This is a genomic window from Bradyrhizobium vignae (assembly GCF_004114425.1).
Classification (GTDB): Bacteria; Pseudomonadota; Alphaproteobacteria; order Rhizobiales; family Xanthobacteraceae; genus Bradyrhizobium; species Bradyrhizobium vignae.
Window position 1 is genome coordinate 165,157 of the sequence record NZ_RDQF01000007.1, and the last position, 25,402, is coordinate 190,558.

Consider the following 25,402-nt stretch of genomic DNA (forward strand, 5'->3'; position numbering starts at 1 on the left):
GCGCAACGATGTCAGACGAACCGAGACCATCCCGGAAGCTCTGGATTTTGGCGGCAGTGGCGGCGCTCGCGCTTCATCTGGGTGGTGCAGCGCTTGCGCTGGCTCATTTGCGCACCGAGGATGACGGCGACGGCCTTGGTGCGGCCGGCGCCGAATTCGCCGTGGAGATGGCTTCCCCCAAGGCGCCCGATACCGATCTGCCGCCTGGGCCCGATAGCGAGGCGATGCAGGAGCAGCAGGCGCTTCCCGAGCAGAAGGCCGAGACCAAGGAGACGGAGCTTCCGAAGGATCAGTCACAGGAGGTCGAGGATCCTGACCGCGTCGTGACCGAGAACAACACGAAGAAGCCAACGGAAGACGATCCGAAGATTCAAGCTGTCGAGACTCCCGCTGCCGAGGCATCGCCGAAGTCGGTTGCAACGGCGCGGCAGATGCTCGATGAAGACGCGCGGGAGGCCGAGAAAGCGCTGGCGCCGGTGCTGGGGCTCGGCAAGGACATCCTGAAGATCACGGCCGACTGGAACCGCAAGATCAGCGCGCACCTCGCGGCCCACAAGGTCAATCCGGAGGGCAAGCAGCCCAACAACCAGAAGGTCAAGGTGAGCTTCGCGATCAACCGGAAGGGCAACGTGCTGTCGGTTGATGTCGTGGAGTCGTCGGGGGATGCAGCCTACGATGCGGCAGCGGTCTCAATCGTTCGCAAGTCCGATCCCATCCCGCAGCCGCCCGTCGGATTGACTGACGACCGGTTCGAGCGCACCGTGGACATCATCTTCACGCCGCCTGACGCCAAGAGAAAGAAGAAGACGGCTCAGCGCCAGTAGAGCCGGATCCCAACATAGACAACGACCAGGCAGGCGAAGATCAGCGCCACCGGCAGCGGCCGTTTCTGGGGGCCGGCGAATGCCGCCGCCCCGAAGGAGGCGGCCTTCTTCGGTTTCGGTGCCGGGCGGCGGAAGGCGGTAACATTGTCCGCGGCCGGCTCGGCTTGGCGGGGGCGGACGTCGGGAGGCGTTCCCGCACCGCCCATCTCGGCGTAATAGGCCTTGTAGATCGCGCCGATGGTGGCCTCGGTAGCCTCGTCCTCGCTCATCTGCGCCAGCAGGTTCTGGTAGCTCGCCAGGAACTCCTGGGCCTCCGCCGGCAGCGCGGATGCCCCATTGAGCTTGGCCATCATCTTCCAGGTGGCAAAATCGGCGCGGGCGCGGGTGTCGGCGCGTCGCGCGATCAGCATATCGGCAGCTTTGACCAAGTCGGCCTCTCGCCCTTTCGGCGTGGGTTCCAATGTTGCGTTCAACTACGCGTTGCCAGTCAGGAAGAGAACAGCCTGAATCACATAACCGGTCAACGTCCGCAGTATTGCTGAAATAACATCAAGATTTAGACCGAACTGGGAACCCGCGAGTGGCAGCAGGATCAACAGACCGATCAGGATCAGCATGCCGAACGGCTCGAGCCGGGACAACGGCACGGCGAGCGCCCGCGGCAAAAGTCCCACCGCAACGCGACCGCCGTCGAGCGGCGGGATCGGCATCATGTTGAACACCGCTAGGATCGCATTGATCACGAGGGCATTCTTGAGATTGTCCGCAACCCACTTCGCCGAACTCGCGGGCACCAGGGGCAGGGCATGGAAAGCGAATGCCGCGGCCAGCGCCAGCAGGATGTTGGTGACGGGCCCGGCCAGCGCCACCCACACCATGTCGAGCCTGGGATTGTTCAGCTTGCGGAAGTTCACCGGGACCGGCTTGGCATAGCCGAACAGGAATGGCGAATGCGCAAACAGCAGCATCGCGGGCAGGATCAGGGTACCGAATGGGTCGATATGCCTGACAGGGTTGAAGCTGACGCGGCCGAGCTGCGAGGCCGTGTTGTCCCCGAGCCTGTCGGCGACGAAGGCGTGCGCGGCCTCGTGAAAGGTGATGGCGAGCACCAGCGGCAGGACCCAGACGGAGAGATCATAAATGGAAATATTCACCAGCTCATCCGCTCCGGTTCGGTCCGCGCGCTCTGCAAAGCAGGCCGTATAGGGCCACAGCCCTTTACGATCCACAGTTATATGGCGTTTAATTCCGAAATTGTCCGCTGCAGATGATCCGCCAGCTGTGCCGCCGGACGCGACAGCTTGCGCGCGCGATGGAGGCGGATGTCGGCGGCCGGCAGCGGCGGCAGGCCGTCGCGCGCCGACAGGACGCGCAGGCGAGGGGGCAGGGTGCCCGCCTTCACGACCGTGATCGCGAGGCCCTGTGCCGCGATCGCTTCCACCGCCGCGAGGCTCCGGCTGACGAAGGCAAGCCGCCACGGGCGGCCGGCAGCATCGAGGGCCTCAGTGGCCCATTGGCGGAACAGGCAGCCCGGCGGGTAGCGCGCGACGGGCAGCGTGTCTCGTGGCGCGGCGGCTGAATATGACGCGGCCGCGGCCCAGACCGCCTGTTCCCGCCGCAGCAATTCGCCGCCGCCATGTCCTTCCGGATGCATGGCAATGACAAGGTCATAGGCCTCGCCGAGCCGGGCCGGCATCGTGGCGGTCAGCCCAGTCTCGATCTCGACCCGGATCTCCGGATGGCTCTTGGCAAAGCGCGCCAGCAAGGGCGGAATGACGATCGTGCCGTAGTCGTCCATTACCCCGAGGCGGACCACGGCTTCGCGCTTGCGCGCGCGGAGCGCATCGACCGCCTCTGCATTGAGGTCGAGAAGCCGTCTTGCATAGACAAGCAGCTCCCGACCCGCCGCACTCAGTGCGACGCCCGACCTCATGCGGTGAAACAGCCTGACGTCCAGTCGTTCTTCGAGACGCCTGATCTGGACGCTCACCGCCGATTGGGTGCGGTTGAGGATCGCGGCCGCGCGCGTGAACGATTGATGATCGGCAACGGCGAGGAAGGCCTTCAGCAGGTCGGGGTCGAGATCGGGTGCGGTCATGACGAAAACTTATCCTGCCATGATGGAAATTCCATTCCCCGTTTCGGCGCGTCTCCTATGCTGCTCGCAAAACGGTTGGGACGAGTCATGGGCGAGATCTTTGGCGTTTTTGCCGCCGTGTTGTCGAGTGCGCTGGGCGGGACATCTATCGGTGCCACGCGCTATCTCGTCGGGAGCATCGATCCGCTCGCGATCGGCTCATTCCGGTTCGGCATCGGTTTTTCCCTGCTACTGCCCCTGACGCTGCTGCGCGGCGATCGCTGGCCGAAGCAAGGGGACTGGGCCGCCGCCATCGGACTCGGCATTCTGTTCTTTGCGCTGTTTCCGATCCTGTTCAACGCCTCGCTGATCTTCACGACGGCCGCGCGCGGCGCGCTTGCGCTGTCGACGCTTCCGCTGTTGTCGCTCTTGATCGGGGCCATTCTCGGCGCGGAAGCCCTGACCTGGCGCAAGTCCATGGGCGTCGTGACTGCGACGTTTGGCGTTGCGCTCGCGCTGCTCTCCGACCTCGCCTCGGCGCCGACAGGCGCCTGGCGCGGCGATCTCCTGATGATGGCGGCTGCGCTGTGCATGGCGCTCTACGGCATCTGGTCGAAGCCGTTGATCCGGCGCTCCAGCCCGATCGCCTTTACGACCATGAGCATGGCGGCGGGTGCGGCCTGCCTCATCCTGCTCTCCTATGTCCGCGGCAGCTTTGCGCCGGTCGCCGGCTTCGGCATGCCACAGTGGTTGGGCGCCCTCTATCTGGGTGCCTTCGGCGCGGCGCTGACCTTCTATCTCTGGGCCTTCGCACTGGAGCGCACGACGCCGACGCGCGTCGCGATCTCCGTGACGGTCAATCCGATCACGGCCTCGCTGGTCGGGGCCTGGTTGCTGAACGAGCCGCTGCGCTGGAATTTGGCGGCGGGTATCATTGCGGTGTTCGCCGGGATCTGGATCGCGACGACAACCGGACGGCGCACGCAGGCGGCGAGCGCGTCTGCGTCGCACCAGATCTGACGTCACGCCGGGATCGTCGTCTGATGCTGCGTCAGGCCATCATCGAGCTTCACCCAGGCGAGCTTTTCCGACACCCAGATGTGCTCGGTCGGCGCGAAGGCGTTGCGATCGTCGAAAGTAGCGAGGGCGACGCCCGCCAGCGTGCCGTTGCGACGCCAGGCGAACAGGCGCGTGCCGCAACGCTTGCAGAATACGCGGTCGATGTTCTCGGAGGACGCATAGCGGGCCGTCTCGCCCTCGACGCTGAGCGCGCGCTGGTCGAACTGGGCGCGGGCGAAGTAGGGCGATCCCATCGCCTTCTGGCAGATGCGGCAATGGCAGATGCGGACGTTGAGCGGCTCGCCTTCCGCCTTGAACCGCACCGCGCCGCACAGGCATCCCCCTTCCCGGATCATGGCTCAGGCCACCCGCCATTCGCCGACTTGGCGCGCCATGTTCCAGTTGAGATTGTCGAGATCGCCATCCATGTCGGAATTCCTGCGTCTGGTGTTGGTGAAGGCGGCCCAGCAGAAGCCGCCATGAGTGCGCACGGCAATCGTGCTCGTACCCGGCAGGCTGCCATTGTGCCACCAATTGCCTGACTTGTTGATGCAAAAACCCTTAGCGTAGTCTGGACTGTAGCTGGGCGCGGTGGTCATGAGCTGGATGGTGCGCGGCCGCAGGATGTTCGCCGGTCTCGTGTAGCCGTCGACATGCATCAGCAGTTGCACGAGATCCGACGGCGTCGCGATCCAGCCGCCATGGGAATCCATCCGCCGGACATTCATGCCGTAGGGATTTTCGCCCTGGCCGTAATAGGCGACTTCGCCGGCCTGGCGCTGCTCGCGGGTGTTGCCGGCGATCGTCATCTCGGTAACGCCGCAGCGCGCGAACACCTCGCTGCGGACATGCTCGCCATAGGACTGGCCTGTAAGCTTCTCGATGACGCGGCCCAGCACGCAATAGCCGAAATTGGAATAGGCGTAGCGCTGGCCCGGCGGTCGGTCCGGCGGCCGATTGGCTAGCGTCCAGGCGATCAGCTCGGCATGACCATCCGCGGATGGGTGAACATGGGGTCGCGGTCGTCGTTGCTCCAGCCGCCGGCAGTATGGGTCAAGAGATGCTCGAGCGTGATCTGGTCGCTGCCGGCGGAGTTGGGCTGCCCATAGTCGGTGCCGAGCAGCGCGCCTCGGCCGAACACGCGGTCCGCCAGCTTGAGGCGGTTCTCCTCGATCAGGCGGAAGATCGTGACCGAGGTGATCATCTTGCTGACGCTGGCGATCCGGAACAGATGCCGCGGCGTTACGGCCTCGTTCCGCTCGATATCGGCCAGACCAAAGGCGTCCTCATGGACAATAGTGCCGGCATAGCCGATCGCAACGGATAGGGCCGGCACGCCGTACTTGTCCATGAAGCTGTGCGCGAGCCGTGCCATGGCGCCGCGCTCGGCCGGCGAGGGCGGGCGGATGCTCGGTGGGTTGGGCGCGAGCTGCGCAAGCGCAGTCGATGACAGCAGCGGCAGCGCGCCTGCGCCCGCTGCGAGCTTCACGAAATCCCGACGCCTGAAATCACGTCCGAGTCGCATGGTCCGCCCCTCCAGGGGCGGCCAGTACTTCAGTAGGTCGCCCGTCCGCCGGAAATATCAAACACCGCGCCGGTGGAGAAGGCGCAATCTTCGGATGCAAGCCAGCTCACCATTGCGGCGAGCTCTTCCACCAGCACGAAGCGTCCCTTCGGGATCTTCGACAGCATGAAGTCGATATGCTGCTGCGTCATCTGGTCGAAGATCGCGGTCTTGGCGGCCGCCGGTGTCACCGCGTTGACGATGATGTCATGGGCGGCGAGCTCCTTGCCGAGCGATTTCGTCAGCGCGATCAGGCCGGCCTTGGAGGCCGAGTAGTGCGCGGCGTTCGGATTGCCTTCCTTGCCGGCGATCGAGGCGATGTTCACGATGCGCCCGTATTTCTGCTTGAGCATTTCGGGCACGACCGCCTTGCAGCATATGAAGGGACCATCGAGGTTGATGCGCAGAACTTTCCGCCATTCCTCCAGATCGGTCTCCCAGACCGGCTTGTTGACGCCGGCGATGCCGGCATTGTTGACGAGGATGTCGATCTTGCCGAAGGCGGCGAGCGTGGCATCGCGGGCGGTCTCCACGGCAGCCGTGTCGGTGACGTCGACCTTGAAGACTTTGGTCTCGCCGCCGATCTCCTTTGCGGCCTTCTCGGCCAGCGTGGCATCGAAATCCCAGATCGCGACCTTGGCGCCGGAGGCCACAAAGCGCTCGGCGATGGCGCGGCCAAAGCCCTGCGCGCCGCCCGTGACGACAGCGACGCGGCCGTTGAGATCGATCTTGTTCATGCCGGGGCCCTTGGCGTCAGAGCATGTAGCCGCCGTCGACGACGAGGTCGACGCCGGTGGTGAAGGCGCTCTCGTCGCTGCCGAGATAGACCGCCATAGCCGCGATCTCCTCGGCGGTGCCGAGCCGGCCCATCTTCTGGCGGGAGATGAACATCTCCTTGCCCTGCGGCCCTTGCGCCGCGGCGCGGTCGAGCATCGAAGGCGTCTCGACGGTGCCCGGGCAGATCGAGTTGCAGCGGATGCCCTTGGTGATGAAGTCGAGCGCGACCGCGCGCGACAGCAGCGACACCGCCGCCTTCGACGAGCTGTAAACGTAGCGGTTCGCCGGCGGCCTCAAGGCCGCGCAGGACGAGATGTTGACGATGCTGCCGCCGCCGCCCGCAATCATGTCGGGCAGGAAGGCCTTGATGGTCCGGTGCATCGACTTGACGTTGAGGTCGAAGGAGAAGTCGAAATCCTCTTCCGAGCACTCCAGGATGGTGCCGTGATGCACGAAGCCGGCGGCGTTGAGCAGGATGTCGATCTTGCCGACGCGCTTGGCGAAGGCGTTGACGTCGGCGGTGTTGCGGACGTCGAGCTTTGCCACTTCGGCGATGCCTTCCTTGCTCAGGCTCGCGATGCCGGCCTCGTTGATGTCGGTGGCGATGACGGTTGCGCCTTCACGCGCGAATGCGATGGCGCAAGCGCGCCCGATGCCTGCTGCCGCTGCCGTGACGACGGCGCGCTTTCCCTTGAGGCGGTCTGCCATTTTCTTCTCCCTTGTGTTCATTCGAATGCCAACCCCACGTCATTGCGAGGAGCCCGCGACAAAATTGCGAAGCAATTTTGCGCTGGCGACTAAGCAATCCAGACTCTCTCCGTGGACAAATCCCTGGATTTGCTTCGTTACGGTCGCAATGACGGTGTGGCTGTCAGTGATTGTCCCGCGCCACACCGAAGGTGCCGGCGACGTTCTGGTAGCGCGTGGCGAGCTCCATGCAGGCGCCGGTCGACTGCTGGCCGACGGTGTTGCGGTAGATTTCTTGCCACGGCGTCTGGTTCGGTGGATGCCTGAAGCCGCCATTGGCCTTCAGCTCGGCGTGGCGCTTCTTCAGCTCCTCGTCCGAGATCAGGATGTTGGCGCTACCCTTGTTGAGGTCGATGCGCACCTTGTCGCCGGTCCTCAGGATCGCGAGGCCTCCATTGGCGGCGGCTTCCGGCGAAGCATTGAGGATCGAGGGCGAGCCCGAGGTGCCGGACTGACGGCCGTCGCCGATGCAGGGCAGGGACAGGATGCCGCGTTTGATCAAGGCTGCCGGCGGCTGCATGTTCACGACCTCGGCGCCGCCGGGATAGCCGATCGGGCCGGTGCCGCGGATGAACAGCACGCAGCGCTCGTCGATGTCGAGCGAGGGATCGTCGATCCGCTCGTGGTAGTCCTCCGGACCCTCGAACACGATGGCGCGGCCCTCGAAGGCGTTCGGATCCTTGGGGTTGCTGAGATAGCGGTCGCGAAACTCCTTGGAGATCACGCTGGTCTTCATGATCGCGGAATCGAACAGGTTGCCCTTCAGCACCAGGAAGCCGGCATCCTTCACCAGCGGCTTGTCGTAAGCCCAGATCACGTCGTTATCGGGCTCCGGCGCAGACTTGCAGTTCTCGCCGATGCCGCGGCCGTTGACCGTGATCGCATCCTCATGGATGCGCTTATGCTTCATCAGCTCGCGCACCACGGCGGGCACGCCGCCGGCGCGGTGGAATTCCTCGCCGAGATAGAAGCCGGCGGGCTGCATGTTGACCAAGAGCGGCACGTCATGCCCGTATTTCTGCCAGTCCTCGATCGACAGCTCGACGCCGATATGGCGGGCGAGGGCGTTGATGTGGATCGGCGCGTTGGTCGAACCGCCGATCGCCGAATTGATCACGATGCAGTTCTCGAACGCCTTGCGGGTCAGGATGTCCGAAGGCTTCAAATCCTCCCAGACCATCTCGACAATGCGCTTGCCGGTCTCGTAGGCGATCTGGCCGCGCTCGCGATAGGGAGCGGGGATCGCCGCGCAGCCCGGCAGCGAGAAGCCGAGCGCTTCGGCAAGCCCGTTCATGGTCGAGGCCGTGCCCATGGTGTTGCAATGGCCGACCGAGGGCGCCGAGGAAGCCACGATCTCCATGAACTCCTCATAGTTGATCTCGCCGGCCGCGAGTCGCTCACGCGACTTCCAGACGATGGTTCCGGAGCCGGTGCGCTCGCCATTGTGCCAGCCGTTGAGCATCGGGCCACCCGACAGCACGATCGCGGGCAGGTTCACGGTCGCCGCCGCCATCATGCAGGCCGGCGTCGTTTTGTCGCAACCGGTGGTGAGCACCACGCCGTCGAGCGGATAGCCGTAGAGGACTTCGACCAAGCCGAGGTATGCGAGGTTGCGGTCGAGCGCCGCGGTCGGGCGCTTGCCGGTCTCTTGAATCGGGTGGGTGGGGAACTCCATCGCGATGCCACCGGCCTCGCGGATGCCTTCGCGGACGCGGTGCGCGAGCTCGATGTGGTGGCGGTTGCAGGGCGAGAGGTCGTTGCCGGTCTGGGCGATGCCGATGATCGGCTTGCCGGATTGAAGCTCGGCGCGGGTGAGGCCGTAGTTCAGATAACGCTCCATGTAGAGCGCAGTCATGCCCGGATTGTGCGGGTTGTTGAACCATTCCTGCGAGCGAAGGTGGCGGCGAGTACCGTTGCTGCCGGCGGCATGCCCATTGGTTGGTTTCTTTGTCATTGGTTTCTCCTGCAATGCAAACGCACTGGCGTCCGTCTCATGGTGTCGGCATGCGCGATGCCCAACGGCGCGAGCGATGATTTGCCTTCCCGCTGGCGGGTCGTTTCCTCACGAGCCCGATACTAGTCGTGGCTACTTGGTAACGCTATCATTTTGTTCGCGGCACCCGCGCCGGAAACGGCCGGCCTGCTGTCTGAACGTCGCGCCGACGAGCTTTGCCGCTCGATCACCTTGAAGCCGAGATCGAGCACGGGCTGCTCAGGGCGCCGGCCCTCGATCGCCTCGATCAGCATGGTGGCCGCGGTCTTCCCCATCTCGTAACGGTTGGTGCGGACGCTGGTGAGGGTGGGGACGGCGGAGGCCATGAATTCGAGGTCGTTGAAGCCGACGATCGCGATCTGCCCGGGCACCGCGATCTCCCGGCGGCGGCATTCGAACAGCACGCCGAGCGCGAGGTCGTCATTGGCGCAGAACACCGCATCGATATCGGGCTCCCGCGCCAGGAGATCGGTGAACAGCGCTCCGCCGAGCGTCACCGAAGTCGGTGTGGCCGTCGTGACGACGAGGCGCTGATCGAACAATGCGGCGTCCTTCATGGACGAGACATATCCGTCCATCCGCCGTTGCACCCTGGGATCCATGCGTGCGCCGACGAAGCCGATCTTGCGGTGACCTTGTTCGAAAAGGTGCGCAACCGCCGCGCGGGCTGCATCATAGTGCGAAAAGCCTATCATCATGTCGACTGGATCCGGGCCAATCTCCATGATCTGCACGATCGGGCAGTCCGCGGCTTGAAGCATCGCGCGGGACTCGGCGGTCTGATCGATGCCGGTGACGATCAGCCCGGCCGGCTTCTGCGCCAGAAACAGGCGCAGCAACTTTTCTTCCTGGAGAATGCTGTAGCGCGTGTTGGACAACTGAATCGAGTAACGGCTGCCTTCGGACGCGTCATAGATGCCGCGCAGCACGTCCGAGAACACATTATTGGTGAGAGAGGGGATCAATACACCGATGACTTCGGTGCGTTGCGAGGCGAGTGCCCGTGCGGCAAGGTTGGGCACGTAGCCGAGCTCCTTGGCGGCGCTCTCGACCCGCGTCCGCTTGGCGACCGACAGGGCCTCCGGGTTGCGGAAGAAGCGGGACGCGGTAATCGGGCTGACGCCGGCGAGCTCGGCCACTTCGGCCAGCCGGATTTTGCCTGACTTGGTGCGTTTTCGACCCATTTGCTGCTCTTAACACAGTCAGTCCTGCAAACAAAGGAACGTTGACAGCGCTACCAGCAACGACTAACCAAAGACAAATTGCCAAAACCGCACAAACTACCGACAATGTCGCCCGTTAAGATCGGGCTTCGTTCGGTGAAGTCTGAAAAACAAGACGGTCGCGGCGCTTGGAGGCGCGGTGGACTTTCGAGGAGGGAATTAGATGTCGTCTGTGCAAATCCGCGACGTGCGGAAATCGTTCGGCAATTTTGAAGTCCTGCACGGCGTGACGATTCCAATCGAGGACGGCCAGTTCGTCGTCCTGGTTGGCCCCTCCGGCTGCGGCAAGTCGACGCTTCTGCGCATGCTCGCCGGCCTCGAGAACATCACCTCCGGCACGATCTCGATCGGCGACCGCGTCGTCAACAATGTCCAGCCCAAGGAGCGGGACATTGCGATGGTGTTCCAGAACTACGCGCTCTATCCGCACATGACGGTGGCCGACAACATGGGCTTCTCGCTCAAGTTGCGGAATGCCAGCGCCGACGAGATCAACAAGCGCGTCAAGCGCGCCGCCGAGATTCTTGCGCTGTCGCCGCTGCTCGACCGCTATCCGCGCCAGCTTTCCGGCGGCCAGCGCCAGCGCGTCGCCATGGGCCGTGCCATCGTGCGCGATCCGCAGGTCTTCCTGTTCGACGAGCCCTTGTCGAACCTCGATGCCAAGCTGCGCGTCGCCATGCGCACCGAGATCAAGGAGCTGCACCAGCGGTTGAAGACCACCACCGTCTACGTCACCCACGACCAGATCGAGGCCATGACCATGGCCGACAAGATCGTCGTCATGCACGACGGCATCGTCGAGCAGATGGGTACGCCGCTCGAGCTCTATGACAAGCCCGACAACCAGTTCGTCGCCGGCTTCATCGGCTCGCCCGCGATGAACTTCCTCAAGGGCCATGTGCGCGTCAACGGCGTTGCCACCTTCGAGGGGCCGAACGGCGTCAAGCTGCCGCTCAAGACCGCGCCGACGGCGTCCGACGGCCGTCCCGCCGTCTACGGCGTGCGGCCCGAGCATTTCACCATCGCCGACGACGGTGCCGAGGCCGAGATCATCGTGGTCGAGCCGACCGGTTCGGAGACGCAGGTGTTCGCAAAGCTTGGCGGCGAGCAGGTCGTCGCCGTCTTCCGCGAGCGTCACCAGTTCAATCCGGGCGACAAGGTGCGGCTGAAGCCCGACCCATCGCTGGTACACCTGTTCGACGATGCGACGGGCAAGCGAATGAACGCCTAGCGCATAAGGCGACAAGGCATAAGACAACAAAAAGCATCACAGGGAGAACGACATGCAAGACTTTACCCGCCGGTCTCTGCTTCAAGGCGGCACGGCATTGGCTGCGACCGGCATGCTGACCGGGCCGGCACTGTTCGACTTCGCCAAGGCCTGGGCGCAGAGCGCGCCCTGGAAGGCCGAGCCCGGTGCCAAGCTGACCGTGATGCGGTGGAAGCGCTTCGTGCCGGCGGAAGACGATGCGTTCAATGCGATGGTGGCCGCGTTCAAGGCTGCGACCGGCACCGAGATGAACGTGTTCAGCGAATCCTTCGAGGACGTGCAGCCGAAGGCCTCGGTTGCGGCCAATACCGGCTCCGGGCTCGATCTCGCCTGGGGTCTGCACACGCTGCCGCAGCTCTTCCCCACCAAAGTGCTGAAGATGAACGACGTCGCCGATTATCTCGGCAAGAAATACGGCGGCTGGACCGATGCGGCCGCCAAGACCTGCAAGCTCGGCAACGACTGGCTCGGTATTCCCGTCGCCACCAACGGCGGTTACATGACCTACCGCAAGTCGGCGCTCGACAAAGCGGGCTTCAAGGAATTCCCGAAGGACTTCCCCGGCTTCCTCGAGATGTGCAAGGCTTTGAAGGCGAACAACACGCCGGCCGGCTTCGCGCTTGGTCATGCCTCGGGCGACGGCAATTCGTGGCTGCACTGGGTGCTGTGGGGGCACGGCGCCTACACGGTCGACCAGAACGACAAGATCATCATCAATTCGCCGGAAACGGCGAAGGCGCTGGAATATTGCAAGGCGTTGTACGAGAGCTTCATCCCGGGCACGGCGTCCTGGAACGATTCCTCCAACAACAAGGCCTTCCTCGCCGGCGAGCTCTATTGCACGGCGAACGGCATCTCGATCTACGTCGCCGCCAAGACCGATCCCAGCAAGAAGGAGCTTGCCGAGGACACCTATCACGCGCTCTGGCCGGTCGGTCCGGTCGGCAAGCCGACCGAGCTGCAGCTGGCGCTGCCGATCCTCGCCTTCAACTTCACCAAATATCCGAATGCGGCCAAGGCCTTCGTCGCCTTCATGCTGGAGAAGGAGAACTACGAGAAGTGGCTGGATGGTGCGCAGGGCTACCTGACCCAGACCCTGAACGCCTACGAGAATGCGCCGATCTGGACGGCCGACCCCAAGAACACCGTGTTCTCGCAGGCCTCCAAACGCACGCTGCCGGCGTCCGGTATCGGCACGGTCGGCGAGAAGGCGGCGACTGCAATCGCCGACTTCATCGTCGTCGACATGTTCGCCAACTACTGCACCGGCGCCAAGGATGCGAAGGCCGCGATGGCGGAAGCCGAGCGCCAGCTGAAGCGCATCTACCGCTGACGGCCACGGAGCGGGCGGCAGTGTCGCCGCCCGCTCGTCAACATTTCTCGATCAGGGATATCGGGCATGGCTGATGTCGCAATTCCCCGGGCCAAGCCTCAGATGAGCGAGGACAACGCCTGGACCCGGCTCAAACACAATCGCAACTGGCTCGGCTTCTGGTTCATGGTGCCGGCCATGGCCTTCCTGATCTTCTTCCTGGCCTATCCGCTGGGGCTCGGCATCTGGCTGTCCTTCACGGACACCCGCATCGGCAGGGTCGGACACTTCATCGCCACCGAGAATTACGAGTGGCTGTGGGACGATTCCATCTTCTGGCTGTCGGTGTTCAACACGCTGCTCTACACGTTCATCGCCAGCGCCTTCAAATTCGCGATTGGGCTGTACCTGGCGCTGCTGCTCAATGAGCACATGCCCTTCAAGGCGATGCTGCGCGCGATGGTGCTCATCCCGTTCATCGTTCCCACGGTGCTCTCGGCGCTTGCGTTCTGGTGGATCTTCGACTCGCAATTCTCGATCATCTCCTGGTCGCTGAGACACCTCGGGCTGATCAGCCAGAACATCAACTTTCTCGGTGACACCACTTGGGCACGGATCTGCGTGATCTTCGCCAATGTCTGGCGCGGCGTTCCGTTCGTGGCGATCACGCTGCTCGCAGGCCTGCAGACCGTCTCGCCGTCGCTCTATGAGGCCGCAACCCTCGACGGCGCCACGCGCTGGCAGAACTTCCGCTACATCACCTATCCGCTGCTGACGCCGATCATCGCCGTCGTGATGACGTTTTCTGTGCTGTTCACCTTCACCGACTTCCAGTTGATCTGGGCGATGACGCGTGGCGGCCCGGTCAATGCCACCCATCTGATGGCCACGCTGTCCTATCAGCGCGCGATCATCGCTGGGCAGCTGGGCGAGGGCGCCGCGATCTCCAGCGCCATGATCCCATTCCTGCTCGCTGCGATCATGGTGTCCTGGTTCGGCCTGCAGCGGCGCAAGTGGCAACAGGGAGAAAGCAATGACTGATCTTCCTGCCTCGAAAGTCGATCTCAAGAGCGTGCTATCGTCGCCGTCGCGCGTCGATCACAGCGAGGGCATGAGTTATCTGCAGTCGGTGCCGCGCAGGATCGTGACGCTCTATCTGCCGCTGGCGATCATCGTCTTCATCCTGCTGTTCCCGTTCTACTGGATGGCGCTGACCTCGGTGAAGCCCGACGAGCAGCTGCTCGACCTCGACAAGTACAATCCGTTCTGGACCTGGAATCCGACCTTCAAGCACTTCCACAAGCTGCTGTTCGAGAGCTATTATCCGCACTGGCTCTGGAACACGATGTACGTGGCAATCTGCGCCACGGTGCTCTCGATCGTCGCATCGGTGTTCGCGGCCTACGCTATCGTGCGGTTGCGCTACAAGGGGGCCAATCTCGTCGGCGGGCTGATCTTCCTCGCCTATCTGGTGCCGCCTTCGATCCTGTTCATTCCGCTTGCCACCGTCGTTTATCAATACGGTCTCTTCGATTCGCCACTGGCGCTGATCCTGACCTATCCGACGATCCTGATTCCGTTCTCGACCTGGCTGTTGATGGGCTATTTCAAAACCATCCCGTTCGAGCTCGAGGAATGCGCGCTGATCGATGGGGCGAGCCGCTGGCAGATCCTGGTCAAGATCGTCGTGCCGCTCGCCATTCCCGGCCTGATCTCGGCCTTCATCTTCTGCTTTACGCTGTGCTGGAACGAGTTCATCTACGCCCTGACGTTCCTGCAGTCGACCAGCAACAAGACGGTGCCGGTGGCGATCGTCAACGAGTTCGTGGACGGCGACATCTACCGCTGGGGCTCGCTGATGGCGGGCGCGCTGGCCGGCTCGCTGCCGCTCGTGATCCTTTACGCCTTCTTCGTGGAGCATTATGTGTCGGCGATGACCGGCGCCGTGAAGGAATGATCGCGGGGCTTGCCGAGGGCGCATCAGGAGCGGTGCGCTCCGGACAATAAGAAGGAGTTGAGCTCTTGCACATTCTGGTTCTCGGCGCCGCCGGCATGGTCGGCCGCAAACTCTGTGAACGGCTGTTGCGCGACGGCCGGCTCGGCAAGAGCGACATCACCAAGCTCACGATGCACGACGTGGTCGAGCCGAAGAAACCGGAGAAGGCCGGTTTCCCCGTCGAGACCATGTCCGGTGATTTCGCCGTGCCCGGCGCGGCCGAGAAGCTGATCGCCGGCCGTCCCGACGTGATCTTCCATCTTGCGGCCATCGTCTCGGGCGAGGCCGAGCTCGATTTCGACAAGGGCTATCGCATCAATCTCGACGGCACGCGGATGCTGCTCGATGCCATCAGGCTGGCGGGCGGCGGCTACAAGCCGCGCGTCGTCTTCACGTCCTCGATCGCGGTATTCGGCGCGCCGTTTCCCGATGCGATCGGCGACGAGTTCTTCCACACGCCGCTGCTCAGCTACGGCGCCCAGAAGGCGATCGGCGAACTCCTGCTCGCCGACTATTCGCGCCGCGGCTTCCTCGACGGCATCGGCATCCGCCTGCCGACCATCTGCATCCGGCCGGGCCTGCCCAACAAGGCGGCATCGGGCTTCTTCTCCAACATCCTGCGCGAGCCGCTCGCCGGCAAGGAAGCGATCCTCCCCGTATCCGAGGACGTCCGCCACTGGCACGCCACGCCGCGCTCCGCCGTCGGCTTCCTGCTGCACGCGGGGACCATGGACCTCGCCACCGTCGGCCCGCGCCGCAATCTGACCATGCCGGGCCTGTCGGCCACGGTCGGCGAGCAGATCGCCGCCCTGAAGCGTGTTGCAGGCGAGAAGGTCGCCGCCCGCATCAAGCGCGAGCCCGATCCCTTCATCGTCGGCATCGTCGGCGGCTGGCCGCGCAATTTCGATGCAAAGCGTGCGCGCGAGCTCGGCTTCACCACCGCCGAGAAGAATTTCGACGATATCATCCGCATTCACATCGAAGACGAGCTCGGCGGCAATTTCGTCGCCTGATCTCTGACTGAGCGGACCCGAGTGATGGCGAGCGTTGCTTGCATCGGTGAATGCATGGTCGAGCTCCGGCAGGCGCAAGGAGGCGCCTCTGCCGGGCAGGGCGGCGGGCTCTATTCGCGCGGCTTCGGCGGCGATACCCTCAACACCGCCGTCTATCTGGCGCGGCTCGAGGTCAAGGTCGATTATCTCACCGCGCTCGGCGATGATGCCCTGAGCGATGAGATGATCGCGGCCTGGCATGCGGAAGGCGTCGGCACGCGCCGCGTCGTGCGGCTGCCGGGCAAGCTGCCCGGCCTCTACATGATCCAGCTGGATGCCAAGGGCGAGCGCCAGTTCTTCCACTGGCGCGACAGCGCGGCAGCGCGCCAGCTGATGAGCCTGCCGGAGACGGACGAGCTGCTCAACTCGCTGATGAGCTACGACGTCGTCTATCTCTCCGCCATCACGCTCTCGATCTACGACGCCCCCGGACGCGAGCGCCTGTTCACGGCCATCAAGCGCGCGCGCCTGCTCGGCACCCGCTTCGTGTTCGACACCAATTTCCGCGCGCGGGGATGGCCCGATCGCGACGTCGCCCGCGAGGTCTTTGCCACGGCCTTCGCAGCCGCCGACATCGTGCTGACCTCGACCGAGGACCTGCTTGCGCTCCATCCTGGCGAGACCCACGACCAGCTCATCGCGCGCATCCCCACGCCGGAGCTGGTGTTCCGCCTCGCCGAGCCAGTCAGCTTGCTGCGGTTCCCCGGCGGGACCAGCGAGGTCCGCGCCGAGCCCATGACCAAGCCCGTGGTCGACACCACCGCCGCCGGCGACAGCTTTGCTGCCGCGTACATTGCCGCCCGGCTCGCCGGCGCCGAGCCGGTCGAGGCCGCCCAGGCCGGGCACCGACTCGCCAGCATCGTGATCTGCTATCCCGGCGCCATCATTCCGGGCTATGCCATGCCGCCGAAGAAGCGGCACCGGCCGGCGGGCTCTCGCCAGGCCACCAAGTGAAGCCACCAAGCGAAATCGAGCCCCATGACCACGACTGCCCAACAGAATCACCTCGTCGCGCTGTTCAAGGCAGCGACCGTCATTCCCGTCCTCACCATCGAACGCATCCAGGATGCCCTGCCGCTGGCGCGTGCGCTGGTCGCCGGCGGCGTCCGCACGCTGGAGGTGACCCTGCGCACCCCAGTTGCGATCGAGGCCGCGAGGGCGGTGATGGCAGAGGTCCCCGAGGCGGTCGTCGGCATCGGCACTATCCTCAACCCGGCCGATTTCACCCGTGTCGAGAAGCTCGGCGTCGCGTTCGGCATCAGCCCGGGCCTGACCCCCGATCTCCTCAAGGCCGCAACCGACAGCTCCTTGCCGTTCGCGCCGGGCGTTGCCACAGCCTCCGAGCTGATGGTGGCGCTGTCCTACGGCTTCGATGTCGCAAAGTTCTTTCCGGCGGAGCAGGCCGGCGGCATCAAGGGCCTGCGTGCCCTCGGCGGCCCGTTCCCGAACGTGCGGTTCTGCCCGACCGGCGGGGTCGGCGAGGCTAATGCGGCGACCTGGCTGGCCGAGCCCAACGTCGTCGCGGTCGGCGGGTCCTGGCTGTGCCCGACGGCGGAGATCCGGGCTGGGAACTGGGCCGGCATAACTGCCATCTGCCAGCGGACGCTTCAGGCCCTGAAAGCCGCGTGAAGTCTTGCCATCCCTGGGCTAAGACTTAGCTCAGGGAGAGACCTCCAGGGAGAAAAGATCATGACCGCCAGCATCGTCGGATGGGCGCATACGCCGTTCGGCAAGTTCGACACCGAAACAGTCGAAAGCCTCGTCACCCGCGTGGCCAATGAGGCGCTGGCGGATGCCGGCATTTCGGCCAGTGACGTCGACGAAATCGTGCTCGGCCATTTCAATGCCGGCTTCTCGCCCCAGGATTTCACCGCCTCTCTGGTGCTCCAGGCCGATCCGAAGCTGCGTTTCAAGCCGGCGACCCGCGTCGAGAACGCCTGCGCCACCGGCTCTGCCGCGGTGCATCAGGGCCTGCGCGCGATTGCCGCAGGGGCCGCCAGAATCGTCCTGGTTGTCGGCGTCGAGCAGATGACGCGCACCCCTAGCGCCGAAATCGGCAAGAACCTGCTCAAGGCGTCCTATCTGCCCGAGGACGGCGACACCGTCGGCGGCTTCGCCGGCGTGTTCGGCAAGATCGCCAGTTCCTATTTCCAGAAATACGGCGACCAGTCCGATGCGCTGGCGTTGATCGCGGCCAAGAACCACAAGAACGGCGTCGCCAATCCCTTCGCCCAGATGCGCAAGGATTTTGGCTTCGACTTCTGCCGCGCCGAGAGCGAGAAGAACCCTTACGTTGCAGGTCCGCTGAAGCGCACCGACTGCTCGCTGGTCTCGGACGGCGCCGCGGCGCTTGTGCTGGCCGATGCCGAGACGGCCAAGGGCATGACCAAGTCGATCGGCTTCCGCGCCACCGCACATGCCCAGGACTTCCTGCCCATAAGCAAGCGCGACATCCTGCAGTTCGAGGGCTGCACGGTCGCCTGGCAGCGCGCGCTGGAGAAGGCGGGCGTCACTCTGTCCGATCTCTCCTTCGTCGAGACCCATGACTGCTTCACCGTCGCCGAGCTGATCGAGTACGAAGCGATGGGCCTGACGCCGAAGGGGCAGGGCGCCCGCGCCATCAAGGAAGGCTGGACCCTCAAGGACGGCAAGCTGCCGGTCAATCCGTCCGGCGGGCTGAAGGCCAAGGGCCACCCGATCGGCGCCACCGGCGTTTCCATGCATGTGATGACCGCGATGCAGCTCGCAGGGCAGGCGCCCGAGGGCATGCAGCTCAAGAATGCCAAGCTTGGCGGCATCTTCAACATGGGCGGTGCGGCGGTTGCCAATTACGTTTCCGTGCTGGAGCCGCTGAAGTAAGCTCAGTTCTGGAGGTGGGCAAAGGCGCGCATGCGCCGCGCCCACCCCCTTTGCGCTAGATCATGGTGGGCTTCTCTGGCCCTCTTAATGCTCTTGATTGATTTTTAGGGAATGCATCATGAGCAATGAATACGAAACGTCACTGTCGATGGACGCTCTCAACGATCGCATCGCGATCCTCGAGGACAATATCCGCCAGCTCATCGAGCAGGCCGCTGCCGCCTCGGGTGAGCAGAACGAGTCGCGGATCGCCGACCGCATTAACCAGCAGAACGACGAGCTCGACCGTCTCATCAAGATCCGCGAATCCCGCCAGAAGAAATAGCGGCCGATATCGCCGCGCGATGCATGCCGCCATACGGCGGCCGCCCTTGCGTGAGCGGCGGCACTGCCGTTAGCTGGACCGAAATGGCGAGGGCGTGTGAGCCCGGCGCAATCGGGAGCGAACGATGGGGCCGCTGAAGGGCATCAAGGTCATCGACATGACCACCGTGCTGATGGGACCTTACGCGACCCAGATGCTCGGCGATTACGGTGCCGACGTCATCAAGGTGGAGTCGCTGGACGGCGACGTCACCCGCCTGATCGGTCCGATGCGACACGCCGGCATGGGCCCGGTGTTCCTCAACACCAACCGCAGCAAGCGCTCGATCTGCCTCGACCTGAAGAAGCCCGCAGGCCGCGAAGCCGTGCTGCGGCTGCTGAAGGACGCCGATGTCCTGGTCTACAACGTCCGTCCGCAAGCGATGGCGCGGCTTCAGCTCGGCTACGATGTCGTCTCCGAGGTCAATCCGCGCCTGGTCTATGCCGGCGTGTTCGGCTTCGGTCAGAACGGCCCCTATGCCGCAAAACCCGCCTATGACGATCTGATCCAGGGCGCCACCGCGCTGCCGGCGCTGATGGCGCAGACCGGCGACGGCGTGCCGCGCTACGTGCCGAACGCGCTGGTCGATCGCATCGTCGGTCTCACCGCCGTCGGTGCAATCTGCGCCAGCCTCGTGCACCGTGATCGCACCGGGCGCGGCCAACGCGTCGACATCCCGATGTTCGAGACCATGGCCGGCTTCGTCATGGGCGACCACATGGGCGGGCTTACCTATGAGCCGCCGCTCGACAAGGGCGGCTATGCCCGCCACCTCTCGCGTGACCGCAGGCCGTACAAGACCTCCGACGGCTATCTCAGCGTCATCGTCTACAACGACAAGCAGTGGGAGAACTTCTTCAAGGCAACGGGGCGCGACGACCTGCGCGCCGATCCAAAATTCTCCACCTTCGCCGGCCGTGCCGCCAATATCGATCTCGTCTACGCCGAGCTCGCGCGCATCTTCGAGACGCGGACCACGGCCGAATGGATCGACCTGCTGACGAAAGCCGATGTGCCCGTGATGCCGATGCACGATCTTGCCTCGATCCTGCACGACGAGCATCTGGAGGCGACCGGCTTTTTTCCGGTCGTCACCCATCCGACTGAAGGCCCGATCCGCAGCATGAAGGTGACTGCGACCTGGTCCGAGACCGAGGCCGAGCCCGTGCGCCTGGCCCCGCGCCTCAACGAGCACGGCGCCGAGATTTTGCGCGAGATCGGATACTCCCACAATGAGATCGCGGCCATGGTTCGCGACGGCGTCACGCGTGCGGCGCCGGAGTAGGGAAGTAGAGATGACCACGCCTCTCTCATCCGCCATTCCGGGGCGATGCGTCAGCACCGAACCCGGAATCTCGAGATTCTCAGGTGCGCAAGGGCGCACCGGAGTTCGATCCTTCGGGCCGCCCCGGAATGACGAGGAGGAGGAGAGAGCACCATGAGCTTCATCACCGGCGTCGGTCTCACGCCGTTCGGCAGGCACGACGGCTCGTCCTCGCTCGATCTGATGAGCAAGGCCGCGCAAGCCGCGCTCGACGATGCCGGGCTGAAGCGCTCCGAGATCGACGGCATCCTCTGCGGCTACTCTACCGTCTCCCCGCACATCATGCTCGCCACCGTCTTCGCCGAGCATTTTGGCATTCGCCCGTCCTACGCCCACGCCGTGCAGGTCGGCGGCGCTACCGGGCTGGCGATGACGATGCTCGCCCATCATCTCGTCGACGCCGGCGTCGCGCGCAACGTGCTCGTCGTTGCCGGCGAGAACCGCCTCACCGGGCAGAGCCGTGACGCCTCGATCCAGGCGCTGGCGCAGGTCGGCCATCCCGACTACGAGGTGCCGCTCGGGCCGACCATCCCCGCTTATTACGGCCTCGTCGCTAACAGATACATGCATGAATACGGTGTGACCGAAGAGGACCTCGCCGAGTTCGCGGTGTTGATGCGCGCCCACGCCTGCACCCATCCAGGCGCGCAATTCCATGATCCCATCACGGTCGCCGATGTCATGGCCTCGAAACCGGTCGCAATGCCGCTCAAGCTGCTCGACTGCTGCCCGGTGTCTGACGGCGGCGCGGCGTTTGTCATCAGCCGCGAGCGAACGAACGAGACCGGCGTGTGCATCCGCGGCTGCGCGCAAGCCCACACACATCAGCATGTCACGACCGCGCCCGGCCTCAGTGAGCTCGGCGCCGAGATCTCCATCGCCCGTGCGATGGCAGCTACCGGCCTTGCGATCTCCGACGTGCGCTATGCCGCGATCTACGACAGCTTTACGATCACGCTCGCGATGCTGCTGGAAGACCTCGGTCTCGCCGGTCGCGGCGAAGCGGCCGCGCGCGTGCGTGCCGGCCATTTCGACCGTGACGGCGCGATGCCGCTCAATACCCATGGTGGCCTGCTCAGCTACGGCCATTGCGGTGTCGGCGGCGCCATGGCGCATCTGGTCGAGACGCATTTGCAGATGACGGGTCGGGCGGCTAGCCGCCAGGTGCGGGATGCGTCCATTGCGCTGCTGCACGGCGACGGCGGCGTGCTGTCCTCCCACGTGAGCATGTTCCTGGAGCGGGTGAGATGAGCGAGCGGCTAACCGACTGGACCCTGGGTGAGCAGGCCATCACCTTCCAGGTCTGCACCTCATGCGGTCACGTCCAGTATTTCCACCGCGCCTTTTGCGCAGCCTGCGGGGCATCCGATCCGCGCGAGCACCGCGCCAGCGGTAAGGGCAGGGTATACGCGGTTTCGCTGGTCTGCCGTGCGGCCACGCCGGAGACGCGCGCGCACGTGCCCTACAACATCCTGCTGGTCGATTGCGCCGAGGGTTTTCGCATGATGGCGCATGGTGACAACGGCCTCGCCATCGGCGATTCGGTCGTCGCGAGCTTTAGGCTGTTCGCCGGAAAGCTGGTGCCGTACTTTGCCAAGAGCAAATAGTGGGATCCGTCATTCGGGGGCGGTCATGGGACCGAGCCTGGAACGGGAATTCTGGGCCTGGCCTGCTAGGGCCGCGCTTTGCGCGGTCCCGGGTGAGCCACCCCGGAATGACGAAAACTCTTAAACGCTCAGCTCAACGCCCGTAGAACAAGATGCTGGCGATGACGAGCATCGCCGTCACCGCCAGCATATGCGCGAGCGCTCCCGAGGCCGCCCCCTTGATGGCTTCCTTCATGCCGTTTTCTCCCTAGACTTGGGCGTGACTCATCGTTGCGCGGATAGCGCACACGACGGCCAATTGCTTGTACTCGGAACACCCCTTGCGAGTATCCGCTGCGATTTGTCCCCACGCGGCGAATATCGACTGTGTCAGGGTCGATCAGCAATGCGGCGGCAATTTGACTCGATGTTGTTGCTCCTGCGTCGATGCGCGAATAGAGTCTTTGGGAACTTTCGCCGGCGGCGACAAAAAGCATCAAAAGCTCAGGGAAAACTTCAGGAAAATCATGGCCCGCATTCAGTACAGCGACCCCTCCAAGGCATCCGACCGCACCCGCGAAATCCTCGACAAGAACCGTCATGCCAACATCTTCCGCATGATGGCGCACTCGCCGAGCTATTTCGAGCAGTACTGTCGCTTAGGAGGCGCCATCAGGCACAAGGGCGAGCTCGATCCCGTCGTGCGCGAGCTTGCGATCACGCGCACCGGCATCCTGTGCGAGGCTCCGTACGAGATCGTCGCGCACAAGCGGATCGGCAAGAATGTCGGCGTCACCGACGCGCAGAACGAGGCGCTCGAGAACTGGCAGGCCGCGTCTTGCTTCAACGAGGTGCAGCGCGCCGCGCTCGCCTTCACCGACGAAATCGTGAAGCTGAAGAAGCCGACGGACGCGACCTTCAAGGCGATCGCATCGAAGCTGACGCCGGCCGCACTGGTCGAATTGCAGCTCTCGGTCGGCTTCTACATCATGACTTCAAAGTTCCTGGAAACGTTCGAGATCGATCTCCAGCCCGTCACCGAAGTGGTGGGCTAATCCAAAGCGGCGGCGAGGGATACTCATGACGATCGATGAATATGCGGTCTGGGCCGCGAGCGTTGCGAAAGTCGATGAGCATCCGTCCAACGAGCGGTTGTCCTATCTCGGGCTCGGCCTTGCCGGCGAATCCGGTGAGGTCGCCGACCACATCAAGAAGCTGCTGCGTGACAACTGGCTCGACCAGGCGGGTCTCGTCGATGAGCTCGGCGACGTCATCTACTATTGGGCCTGCCTGTGCGCGGCGACAGGCCAGAAGCCGTCCGAACTGCTCGACAAGAGTGCGGCAAAGATCAAGCGGCGGTTGAGCGAGGCGGCGAGCCGGTAGAGCAAGATGCGCATTGGGCACTGATAGTCCCCATAGCGTCCTGCCACACCTTGCCACTAGCACGGAGAACGTGGATGCCCGGGACAAGCCCGGCATGACGACCATTGAATGAATGTCAAACGCTCAGGTCGATGTCAGAATATCGACCTTCGCGTTGGCGACGATGAGGCGGTCGGCCAGCAGCTGTGCCAAATTGCGCATGATGCATTCGCTGGCGCGCGGGTGCTGCTTGCGGTAGCGCTCGAAATCGTTCAGCGGCACCTCGAATGCGGTCGCCGCCATATCGGCGAACACGTCGGCGGAGCGGGTCGGCTCCAGCAGCGCCATTTCGCCGAACGCCATGCCGGCGGTGAGCGTCGCCAGCCGTACGCCATCGGGCAAGGTGACATGCACCGCGCCGCTGCGTAGGAAGTACAGAGCATCGGCGGGATCACCGGTTGCGAGAATCTTCGCGCCGGATTGATAGGTCCTGATCGCGCAGAGCGAAGCCAGATCGGTCAGCTCTTCCTCGCTCAGCCCCGCCAGCAGCGGCTGCTCGGCGAGCTCGGTGGTCTCGTGAAAGTCGATCGAGCCGCCATAGCGGTAGACAATCTGGTCTTCGGCCCATTCGATCGCGGTATCGAGTAAATAGAAGTCGCGGACGTTCTTCAGCTCTGCGGTCCATTCGCGCAAGGTGTTCCACTCCTTGGAGGTGCGCCGCACGCCTGACAAAACCACGGTGACATTCAGCGCGGCCAATTCCTCGAAGGCTTCCGCCACAAGCCGCGCGCCGGCGCGCGTGGTCGAGGTCACGCGGTGAAGATCGAAGATCACGAATTGCGGCCGCGGCCGTCCGGCAAGCCGCCGCGAAACGTAGTCGACCGCCGACAGCGAGAGCGTGCCGACCAGCTCGATGATCCGCACCTCCTGCTCATGCGCGGCGAGGATCTCGCGCTCCTGCGGGCGGCGCACGCGGCGCGACGGGCTCTTGCCGATGTCGTAATCCGCGATGACGGCGTTGCGGGCGTCGTCGCTGCGGTTGAGCATGTGCAGATCGTAGTGCGAAGACAGAGCCTCGCAGACCTTGATGCCGCGCACGCTGTTGCCGTGCTTGTCGAGTTTTGGCGAATAGCTGCCGAGCCCGAGCCGGGCAGGGAGCGCGGCCAGGATGCCGCCGCCGACACCGCTCTTGGCGGGAATGCCGATCCGGTAGATCCACTCGCCGGCATAGTCGTACATGCCCGAGGACGTCATCACCGACAGCGTGCGCGAGATCGCGTAAGCGCTCAGCACCTGCTCGCCGGTGACGGGATTGACGCCGCGATTGGCAAGCGTCGCCGCCATCACTGCGATGTCGCGCGCCGTGACCAGCACGGCGCATTGGCGGAAATAGACGTCGAGGACGCCGGCGACATTGTCCGAGATCACCGCGTTGGTCTTCAGGAGATACGCGATGGCGCGGTTGCGGTCGCCGGTCTGGCTTTCGGAAGCATAAACGGCTTCGTCCACGGCAAGATCGCGTCCGGCAAAGCGGCTGAGCGCGACGCGAATCTGCTCGAAGGCCTCGCTGCCCTTGCTGTCATAGATCAGGCCGGTGCAGGCGATCGCGCCGGCATTGACCATCGGGTTGAACGGATGGTTGTCGGAATTGAGCCGGATCGAGTTGAAGGGATCGCCCGAGGGCTCGACGCCGATCGCGCTCTCGACCTTGCTCGCGCCCAAAAGGTCCAGCGCCAGCGCGAACACGAAGGGCTTGGACATCGACTGGATGGTGAAGGGCACCCGGCTGTCGCCCACTTCATAGACATGCCCATCCAGTGTGGCGAGGCTGATGCCGAAATAGGCAGGGTCGGCCTTGCCGAGTTCGGGAATGTAGTCCGCCACGTCGCCGGACGTTTCGGCCGAGAATTCGCTGAGGCAATTGTCTAGAAACCGCAGCAAGGGCGGTTTCGACCGGGTCCAGGCATTGGCGAGAGGCGAGAGCGGTTTCATCGCCTCCCTTGTGCAACGCAA

25 protein-coding genes and 1 pseudogene are annotated in these 25,402 nt (G+C 64.2%); 16 read left to right on the forward strand and 10 right to left on the reverse strand.

Going from position 1 to position 25,402, the window contains the following annotated elements:
• Positions 1-8: 8 nt before the first annotated feature.
• Complete coding sequence (locus tag EAV90_RS08710) at positions 9-824, forward strand: energy transducer TonB family protein (protein ID WP_129143188.1); 816 nt, start codon at positions 9-11, stop codon at positions 822-824.
• On the opposite strand, the gene EAV90_RS08715 is transcribed toward EAV90_RS08710, so the two are convergent.
• The 3 genes from EAV90_RS08715 to EAV90_RS08725 all read right to left on the reverse strand — a co-directional run bounded on the left by EAV90_RS08715 (position 812) and on the right by EAV90_RS08725 (position 2,922).
• Positions 812-1,234 carry a hypothetical protein gene (locus EAV90_RS08715; protein ID WP_129143221.1) on the reverse strand — a complete coding sequence of 141 codons (423 nt, stop codon included), beginning with the start codon at positions 1,232-1,234 and terminating at the stop codon, positions 812-814. The two genes, EAV90_RS08710 and EAV90_RS08715, sit on opposite strands and share 13 nt — an antisense overlap.
• Before the next feature lie 63 nt (positions 1,235-1,297).
• Positions 1,298-1,978: a site-2 protease family protein gene (locus tag EAV90_RS08720; protein ID WP_129143189.1), complete on the reverse strand. Its 681-nt coding sequence runs from the start codon at positions 1,976-1,978 to the stop codon at positions 1,298-1,300.
• 77 nt (positions 1,979-2,055) lie between these two features.
• Positions 2,056-2,922: a LysR substrate-binding domain-containing protein gene (locus EAV90_RS08725; protein ID WP_129143190.1), complete on the reverse strand. Its 867-nt coding sequence runs from the start codon at positions 2,920-2,922 to the stop codon at positions 2,056-2,058.
• 87 nt (positions 2,923-3,009) lie between these two features.
• On the opposite strand from EAV90_RS08725, the gene EAV90_RS08730 reads away from it, so the two are divergent.
• The gene (locus tag EAV90_RS08730; protein ID WP_122403750.1) at positions 3,010-3,921 is read left to right on the forward strand and encodes a DMT family transporter; all 912 of its coding nucleotides are present in this window, start codon (positions 3,010-3,012) and stop codon (positions 3,919-3,921) included.
• 2 nt (positions 3,922-3,923) lie between these two features.
• On the opposite strand, the gene EAV90_RS08735 is transcribed toward EAV90_RS08730, so the two are convergent.
• The 6 genes and pseudogenes from EAV90_RS08735 to gntR form a co-directional block, all read right to left on the reverse strand.
• The gene (locus EAV90_RS08735; RefSeq protein ID WP_129143191.1) at positions 3,924-4,316 is read right to left on the reverse strand and encodes a GFA family protein; all 393 of its coding nucleotides are present in this window, start codon (positions 4,314-4,316) and stop codon (positions 3,924-3,926) included.
• A 3-nt stretch (positions 4,317-4,319) separates the two neighbouring features.
• Positions 4,320-5,485: pseudogene (locus EAV90_RS41425) on the reverse strand (serine hydrolase domain-containing protein).
• 29 nt (positions 5,486-5,514) lie between these two features.
• The gene (locus tag EAV90_RS08745) at positions 5,515-6,261 is read right to left on the reverse strand and encodes an SDR family NAD(P)-dependent oxidoreductase (protein ID WP_122403747.1); all 747 of its coding nucleotides are present in this window, start codon (positions 6,259-6,261) and stop codon (positions 5,515-5,517) included.
• Between the two features lie 16 nt (positions 6,262-6,277).
• The gene (locus EAV90_RS08750) at positions 6,278-7,009 is read right to left on the reverse strand and encodes an SDR family oxidoreductase (protein WP_162500320.1); all 732 of its coding nucleotides are present in this window, start codon (positions 7,007-7,009) and stop codon (positions 6,278-6,280) included.
• 163 nt (positions 7,010-7,172) lie between these two features.
• Positions 7,173-9,002: an IlvD/Edd family dehydratase gene (locus EAV90_RS08755; protein WP_129143192.1), complete on the reverse strand. Its 1,830-nt coding sequence runs from the start codon at positions 9,000-9,002 to the stop codon at positions 7,173-7,175.
• Between the two features lie 122 nt (positions 9,003-9,124).
• Entirely contained in the window at positions 9,125-10,225 is a 1,101-nt protein-coding gene (gntR, locus tag EAV90_RS08760; RefSeq protein ID WP_122403744.1) for an HTH-type transcriptional regulator GntR, read from the reverse strand.
• A 202-nt stretch (positions 10,226-10,427) separates the two neighbouring features.
• Here gntR and EAV90_RS08765 point away from each other — a divergent pair, with 202 nt between their 5' ends.
• The 14 genes from EAV90_RS08765 (at position 10,428) to EAV90_RS08830 (ending at position 23,410) form a co-directional block, all read left to right on the forward strand.
• Positions 10,428-11,495: an ABC transporter ATP-binding protein gene (locus EAV90_RS08765; RefSeq protein ID WP_122403743.1), complete on the forward strand. Its 1,068-nt coding sequence runs from the start codon at positions 10,428-10,430 to the stop codon at positions 11,493-11,495.
• A 52-nt stretch (positions 11,496-11,547) separates the two neighbouring features.
• Entirely contained in the window at positions 11,548-12,867 is a 1,320-nt protein-coding gene (locus EAV90_RS08770) for an ABC transporter substrate-binding protein (RefSeq protein ID WP_122403742.1), read from the forward strand.
• A 66-nt stretch (positions 12,868-12,933) separates the two neighbouring features.
• Complete coding sequence (locus EAV90_RS08775) at positions 12,934-13,887, forward strand: carbohydrate ABC transporter permease (protein WP_122403741.1); 954 nt, start codon at positions 12,934-12,936, stop codon at positions 13,885-13,887.
• Positions 13,880-14,803, forward strand: coding sequence for a carbohydrate ABC transporter permease (locus EAV90_RS08780; RefSeq protein ID WP_122403740.1), 924 nt, complete (start codon positions 13,880-13,882; stop codon positions 14,801-14,803). The genes EAV90_RS08775 and EAV90_RS08780 overlap by 8 nt, the downstream gene beginning before the upstream one ends.
• A 65-nt stretch (positions 14,804-14,868) precedes the next feature.
• Positions 14,869-15,855, forward strand: coding sequence for a D-erythronate dehydrogenase (gene denD / locus EAV90_RS08785; RefSeq protein ID WP_122403739.1), 987 nt, complete (start codon positions 14,869-14,871; stop codon positions 15,853-15,855).
• A gap of 24 nt (positions 15,856-15,879) precedes the next feature.
• On the forward strand, positions 15,880-16,848 hold the full coding sequence (locus EAV90_RS08790; RefSeq protein WP_129143193.1) for a sugar kinase: 969 nt from the start codon (positions 15,880-15,882) through the stop codon (positions 16,846-16,848).
• A 24-nt stretch (positions 16,849-16,872) separates the two neighbouring features.
• On the forward strand, positions 16,873-17,523 hold the full coding sequence (eda, locus tag EAV90_RS08795; protein WP_129143194.1) for a bifunctional 4-hydroxy-2-oxoglutarate aldolase/2-dehydro-3-deoxy-phosphogluconate aldolase: 651 nt from the start codon (positions 16,873-16,875) through the stop codon (positions 17,521-17,523).
• Between the two features lie 60 nt (positions 17,524-17,583).
• Positions 17,584-18,753 (forward strand): acetyl-CoA acetyltransferase, encoded by a 1,170-nt coding sequence (locus EAV90_RS08800; protein ID WP_129143195.1) that lies wholly within the window; start codon positions 17,584-17,586, stop codon positions 18,751-18,753.
• Between the two features lie 118 nt (positions 18,754-18,871).
• Positions 18,872-19,078: a hypothetical protein gene (locus EAV90_RS08805; RefSeq protein WP_122403736.1), complete on the forward strand. Its 207-nt coding sequence runs from the start codon at positions 18,872-18,874 to the stop codon at positions 19,076-19,078.
• Positions 19,079-19,202: 124 nt separating this feature from the next.
• Positions 19,203-20,402 (forward strand): CaiB/BaiF CoA transferase family protein, encoded by a 1,200-nt coding sequence (locus EAV90_RS08810; protein ID WP_129143196.1) that lies wholly within the window; start codon positions 19,203-19,205, stop codon positions 20,400-20,402.
• 153 nt (positions 20,403-20,555) lie between these two features.
• Entirely contained in the window at positions 20,556-21,692 is a 1,137-nt protein-coding gene (locus EAV90_RS08815) for a thiolase family protein (protein WP_129143197.1), read from the forward strand.
• Entirely contained in the window at positions 21,689-22,048 is a 360-nt protein-coding gene (locus tag EAV90_RS08820; protein ID WP_129143198.1) for a Zn-ribbon domain-containing OB-fold protein, read from the forward strand. Before EAV90_RS08815 ends, EAV90_RS08820 begins: the two co-directional genes overlap by 4 nt.
• Positions 22,049-22,554: 506 nt before the next feature.
• The gene (locus EAV90_RS08825) at positions 22,555-23,082 is read left to right on the forward strand and encodes a carboxymuconolactone decarboxylase family protein (protein ID WP_100231867.1); all 528 of its coding nucleotides are present in this window, start codon (positions 22,555-22,557) and stop codon (positions 23,080-23,082) included.
• A gap of 25 nt (positions 23,083-23,107) precedes the next feature.
• Positions 23,108-23,410: a nucleoside triphosphate pyrophosphohydrolase family protein gene (locus EAV90_RS08830; protein WP_162500319.1), complete on the forward strand. Its 303-nt coding sequence runs from the start codon at positions 23,108-23,110 to the stop codon at positions 23,408-23,410.
• Between the two features lie 123 nt (positions 23,411-23,533).
• Here EAV90_RS08830 and glsA read toward each other — a convergent pair whose 3' ends face one another.
• Entirely contained in the window at positions 23,534-25,381 is a 1,848-nt protein-coding gene (gene glsA, locus EAV90_RS08835; protein WP_122403731.1) for a glutaminase A, read from the reverse strand.
• Between the last annotated feature and the right edge of the window lie 21 nt (positions 25,382-25,402).

Coding starts and splice junctions, on each gene's coding strand:
- EAV90_RS08775 (WP_122403741.1), top strand. CDS start 12,934: ATGGCTGATGTCGCAATTCCCCGGGCCAAGCCTCAGATGAGCGAGGAC.
- EAV90_RS08735 (WP_129143191.1), bottom strand. CDS start 4,316: ATGATCCGGGAAGGGGGATGCCTGTGCGGCGCGGTGCGGTTCAAGGCG.
- gntR (WP_122403744.1), bottom strand. CDS start 10,225: ATGGGTCGAAAACGCACCAAGTCAGGCAAAATCCGGCTGGCCGAAGTG.
- EAV90_RS08825 (WP_100231867.1), top strand. CDS start 22,555: ATGGCCCGCATTCAGTACAGCGACCCCTCCAAGGCATCCGACCGCACC.
- EAV90_RS08800 (WP_129143195.1), top strand. CDS start 17,584: ATGACCGCCAGCATCGTCGGATGGGCGCATACGCCGTTCGGCAAGTTC.
- EAV90_RS08725 (WP_129143190.1), bottom strand. CDS start 2,922: ATGACCGCACCCGATCTCGACCCCGACCTGCTGAAGGCCTTCCTCGCC.
- EAV90_RS08820 (WP_129143198.1), top strand. CDS start 21,689: ATGAGCGAGCGGCTAACCGACTGGACCCTGGGTGAGCAGGCCATCACC.
- glsA (WP_122403731.1), bottom strand. CDS start 25,381: ATGAAACCGCTCTCGCCTCTCGCCAATGCCTGGACCCGGTCGAAACCG.
- EAV90_RS08745 (WP_122403747.1), bottom strand. CDS start 6,261: ATGAACAAGATCGATCTCAACGGCCGCGTCGCTGTCGTCACGGGCGGC.
- EAV90_RS08805 (WP_122403736.1), top strand. CDS start 18,872: ATGAGCAATGAATACGAAACGTCACTGTCGATGGACGCTCTCAACGAT.
- EAV90_RS08730 (WP_122403750.1), top strand. CDS start 3,010: ATGGGCGAGATCTTTGGCGTTTTTGCCGCCGTGTTGTCGAGTGCGCTG.
- EAV90_RS08810 (WP_129143196.1), top strand. CDS start 19,203: ATGGGGCCGCTGAAGGGCATCAAGGTCATCGACATGACCACCGTGCTG.
- EAV90_RS08780 (WP_122403740.1), top strand. CDS start 13,880: ATGACTGATCTTCCTGCCTCGAAAGTCGATCTCAAGAGCGTGCTATCG.
- EAV90_RS08710 (WP_129143188.1), top strand. CDS start 9: ATGTCAGACGAACCGAGACCATCCCGGAAGCTCTGGATTTTGGCGGCA.
- EAV90_RS08715 (WP_129143221.1), bottom strand. CDS start 1,234: ATGCTGATCGCGCGACGCGCCGACACCCGCGCCCGCGCCGATTTTGCC.
- EAV90_RS08790 (WP_129143193.1), top strand. CDS start 15,880: ATGGCGAGCGTTGCTTGCATCGGTGAATGCATGGTCGAGCTCCGGCAG.
- EAV90_RS08830 (WP_162500319.1), top strand. CDS start 23,108: ATGACGATCGATGAATATGCGGTCTGGGCCGCGAGCGTTGCGAAAGTC.
- EAV90_RS08750 (WP_162500320.1), bottom strand. CDS start 7,009: ATGGCAGACCGCCTCAAGGGAAAGCGCGCCGTCGTCACGGCAGCGGCA.
- eda (WP_129143194.1), top strand. CDS start 16,873: ATGACCACGACTGCCCAACAGAATCACCTCGTCGCGCTGTTCAAGGCA.
- EAV90_RS08755 (WP_129143192.1), bottom strand. CDS start 9,002: ATGACAAAGAAACCAACCAATGGGCATGCCGCCGGCAGCAACGGTACT.
- EAV90_RS08770 (WP_122403742.1), top strand. CDS start 11,548: ATGCAAGACTTTACCCGCCGGTCTCTGCTTCAAGGCGGCACGGCATTG.
- EAV90_RS08815 (WP_129143197.1), top strand. CDS start 20,556: ATGAGCTTCATCACCGGCGTCGGTCTCACGCCGTTCGGCAGGCACGAC.
- EAV90_RS08765 (WP_122403743.1), top strand. CDS start 10,428: ATGTCGTCTGTGCAAATCCGCGACGTGCGGAAATCGTTCGGCAATTTT.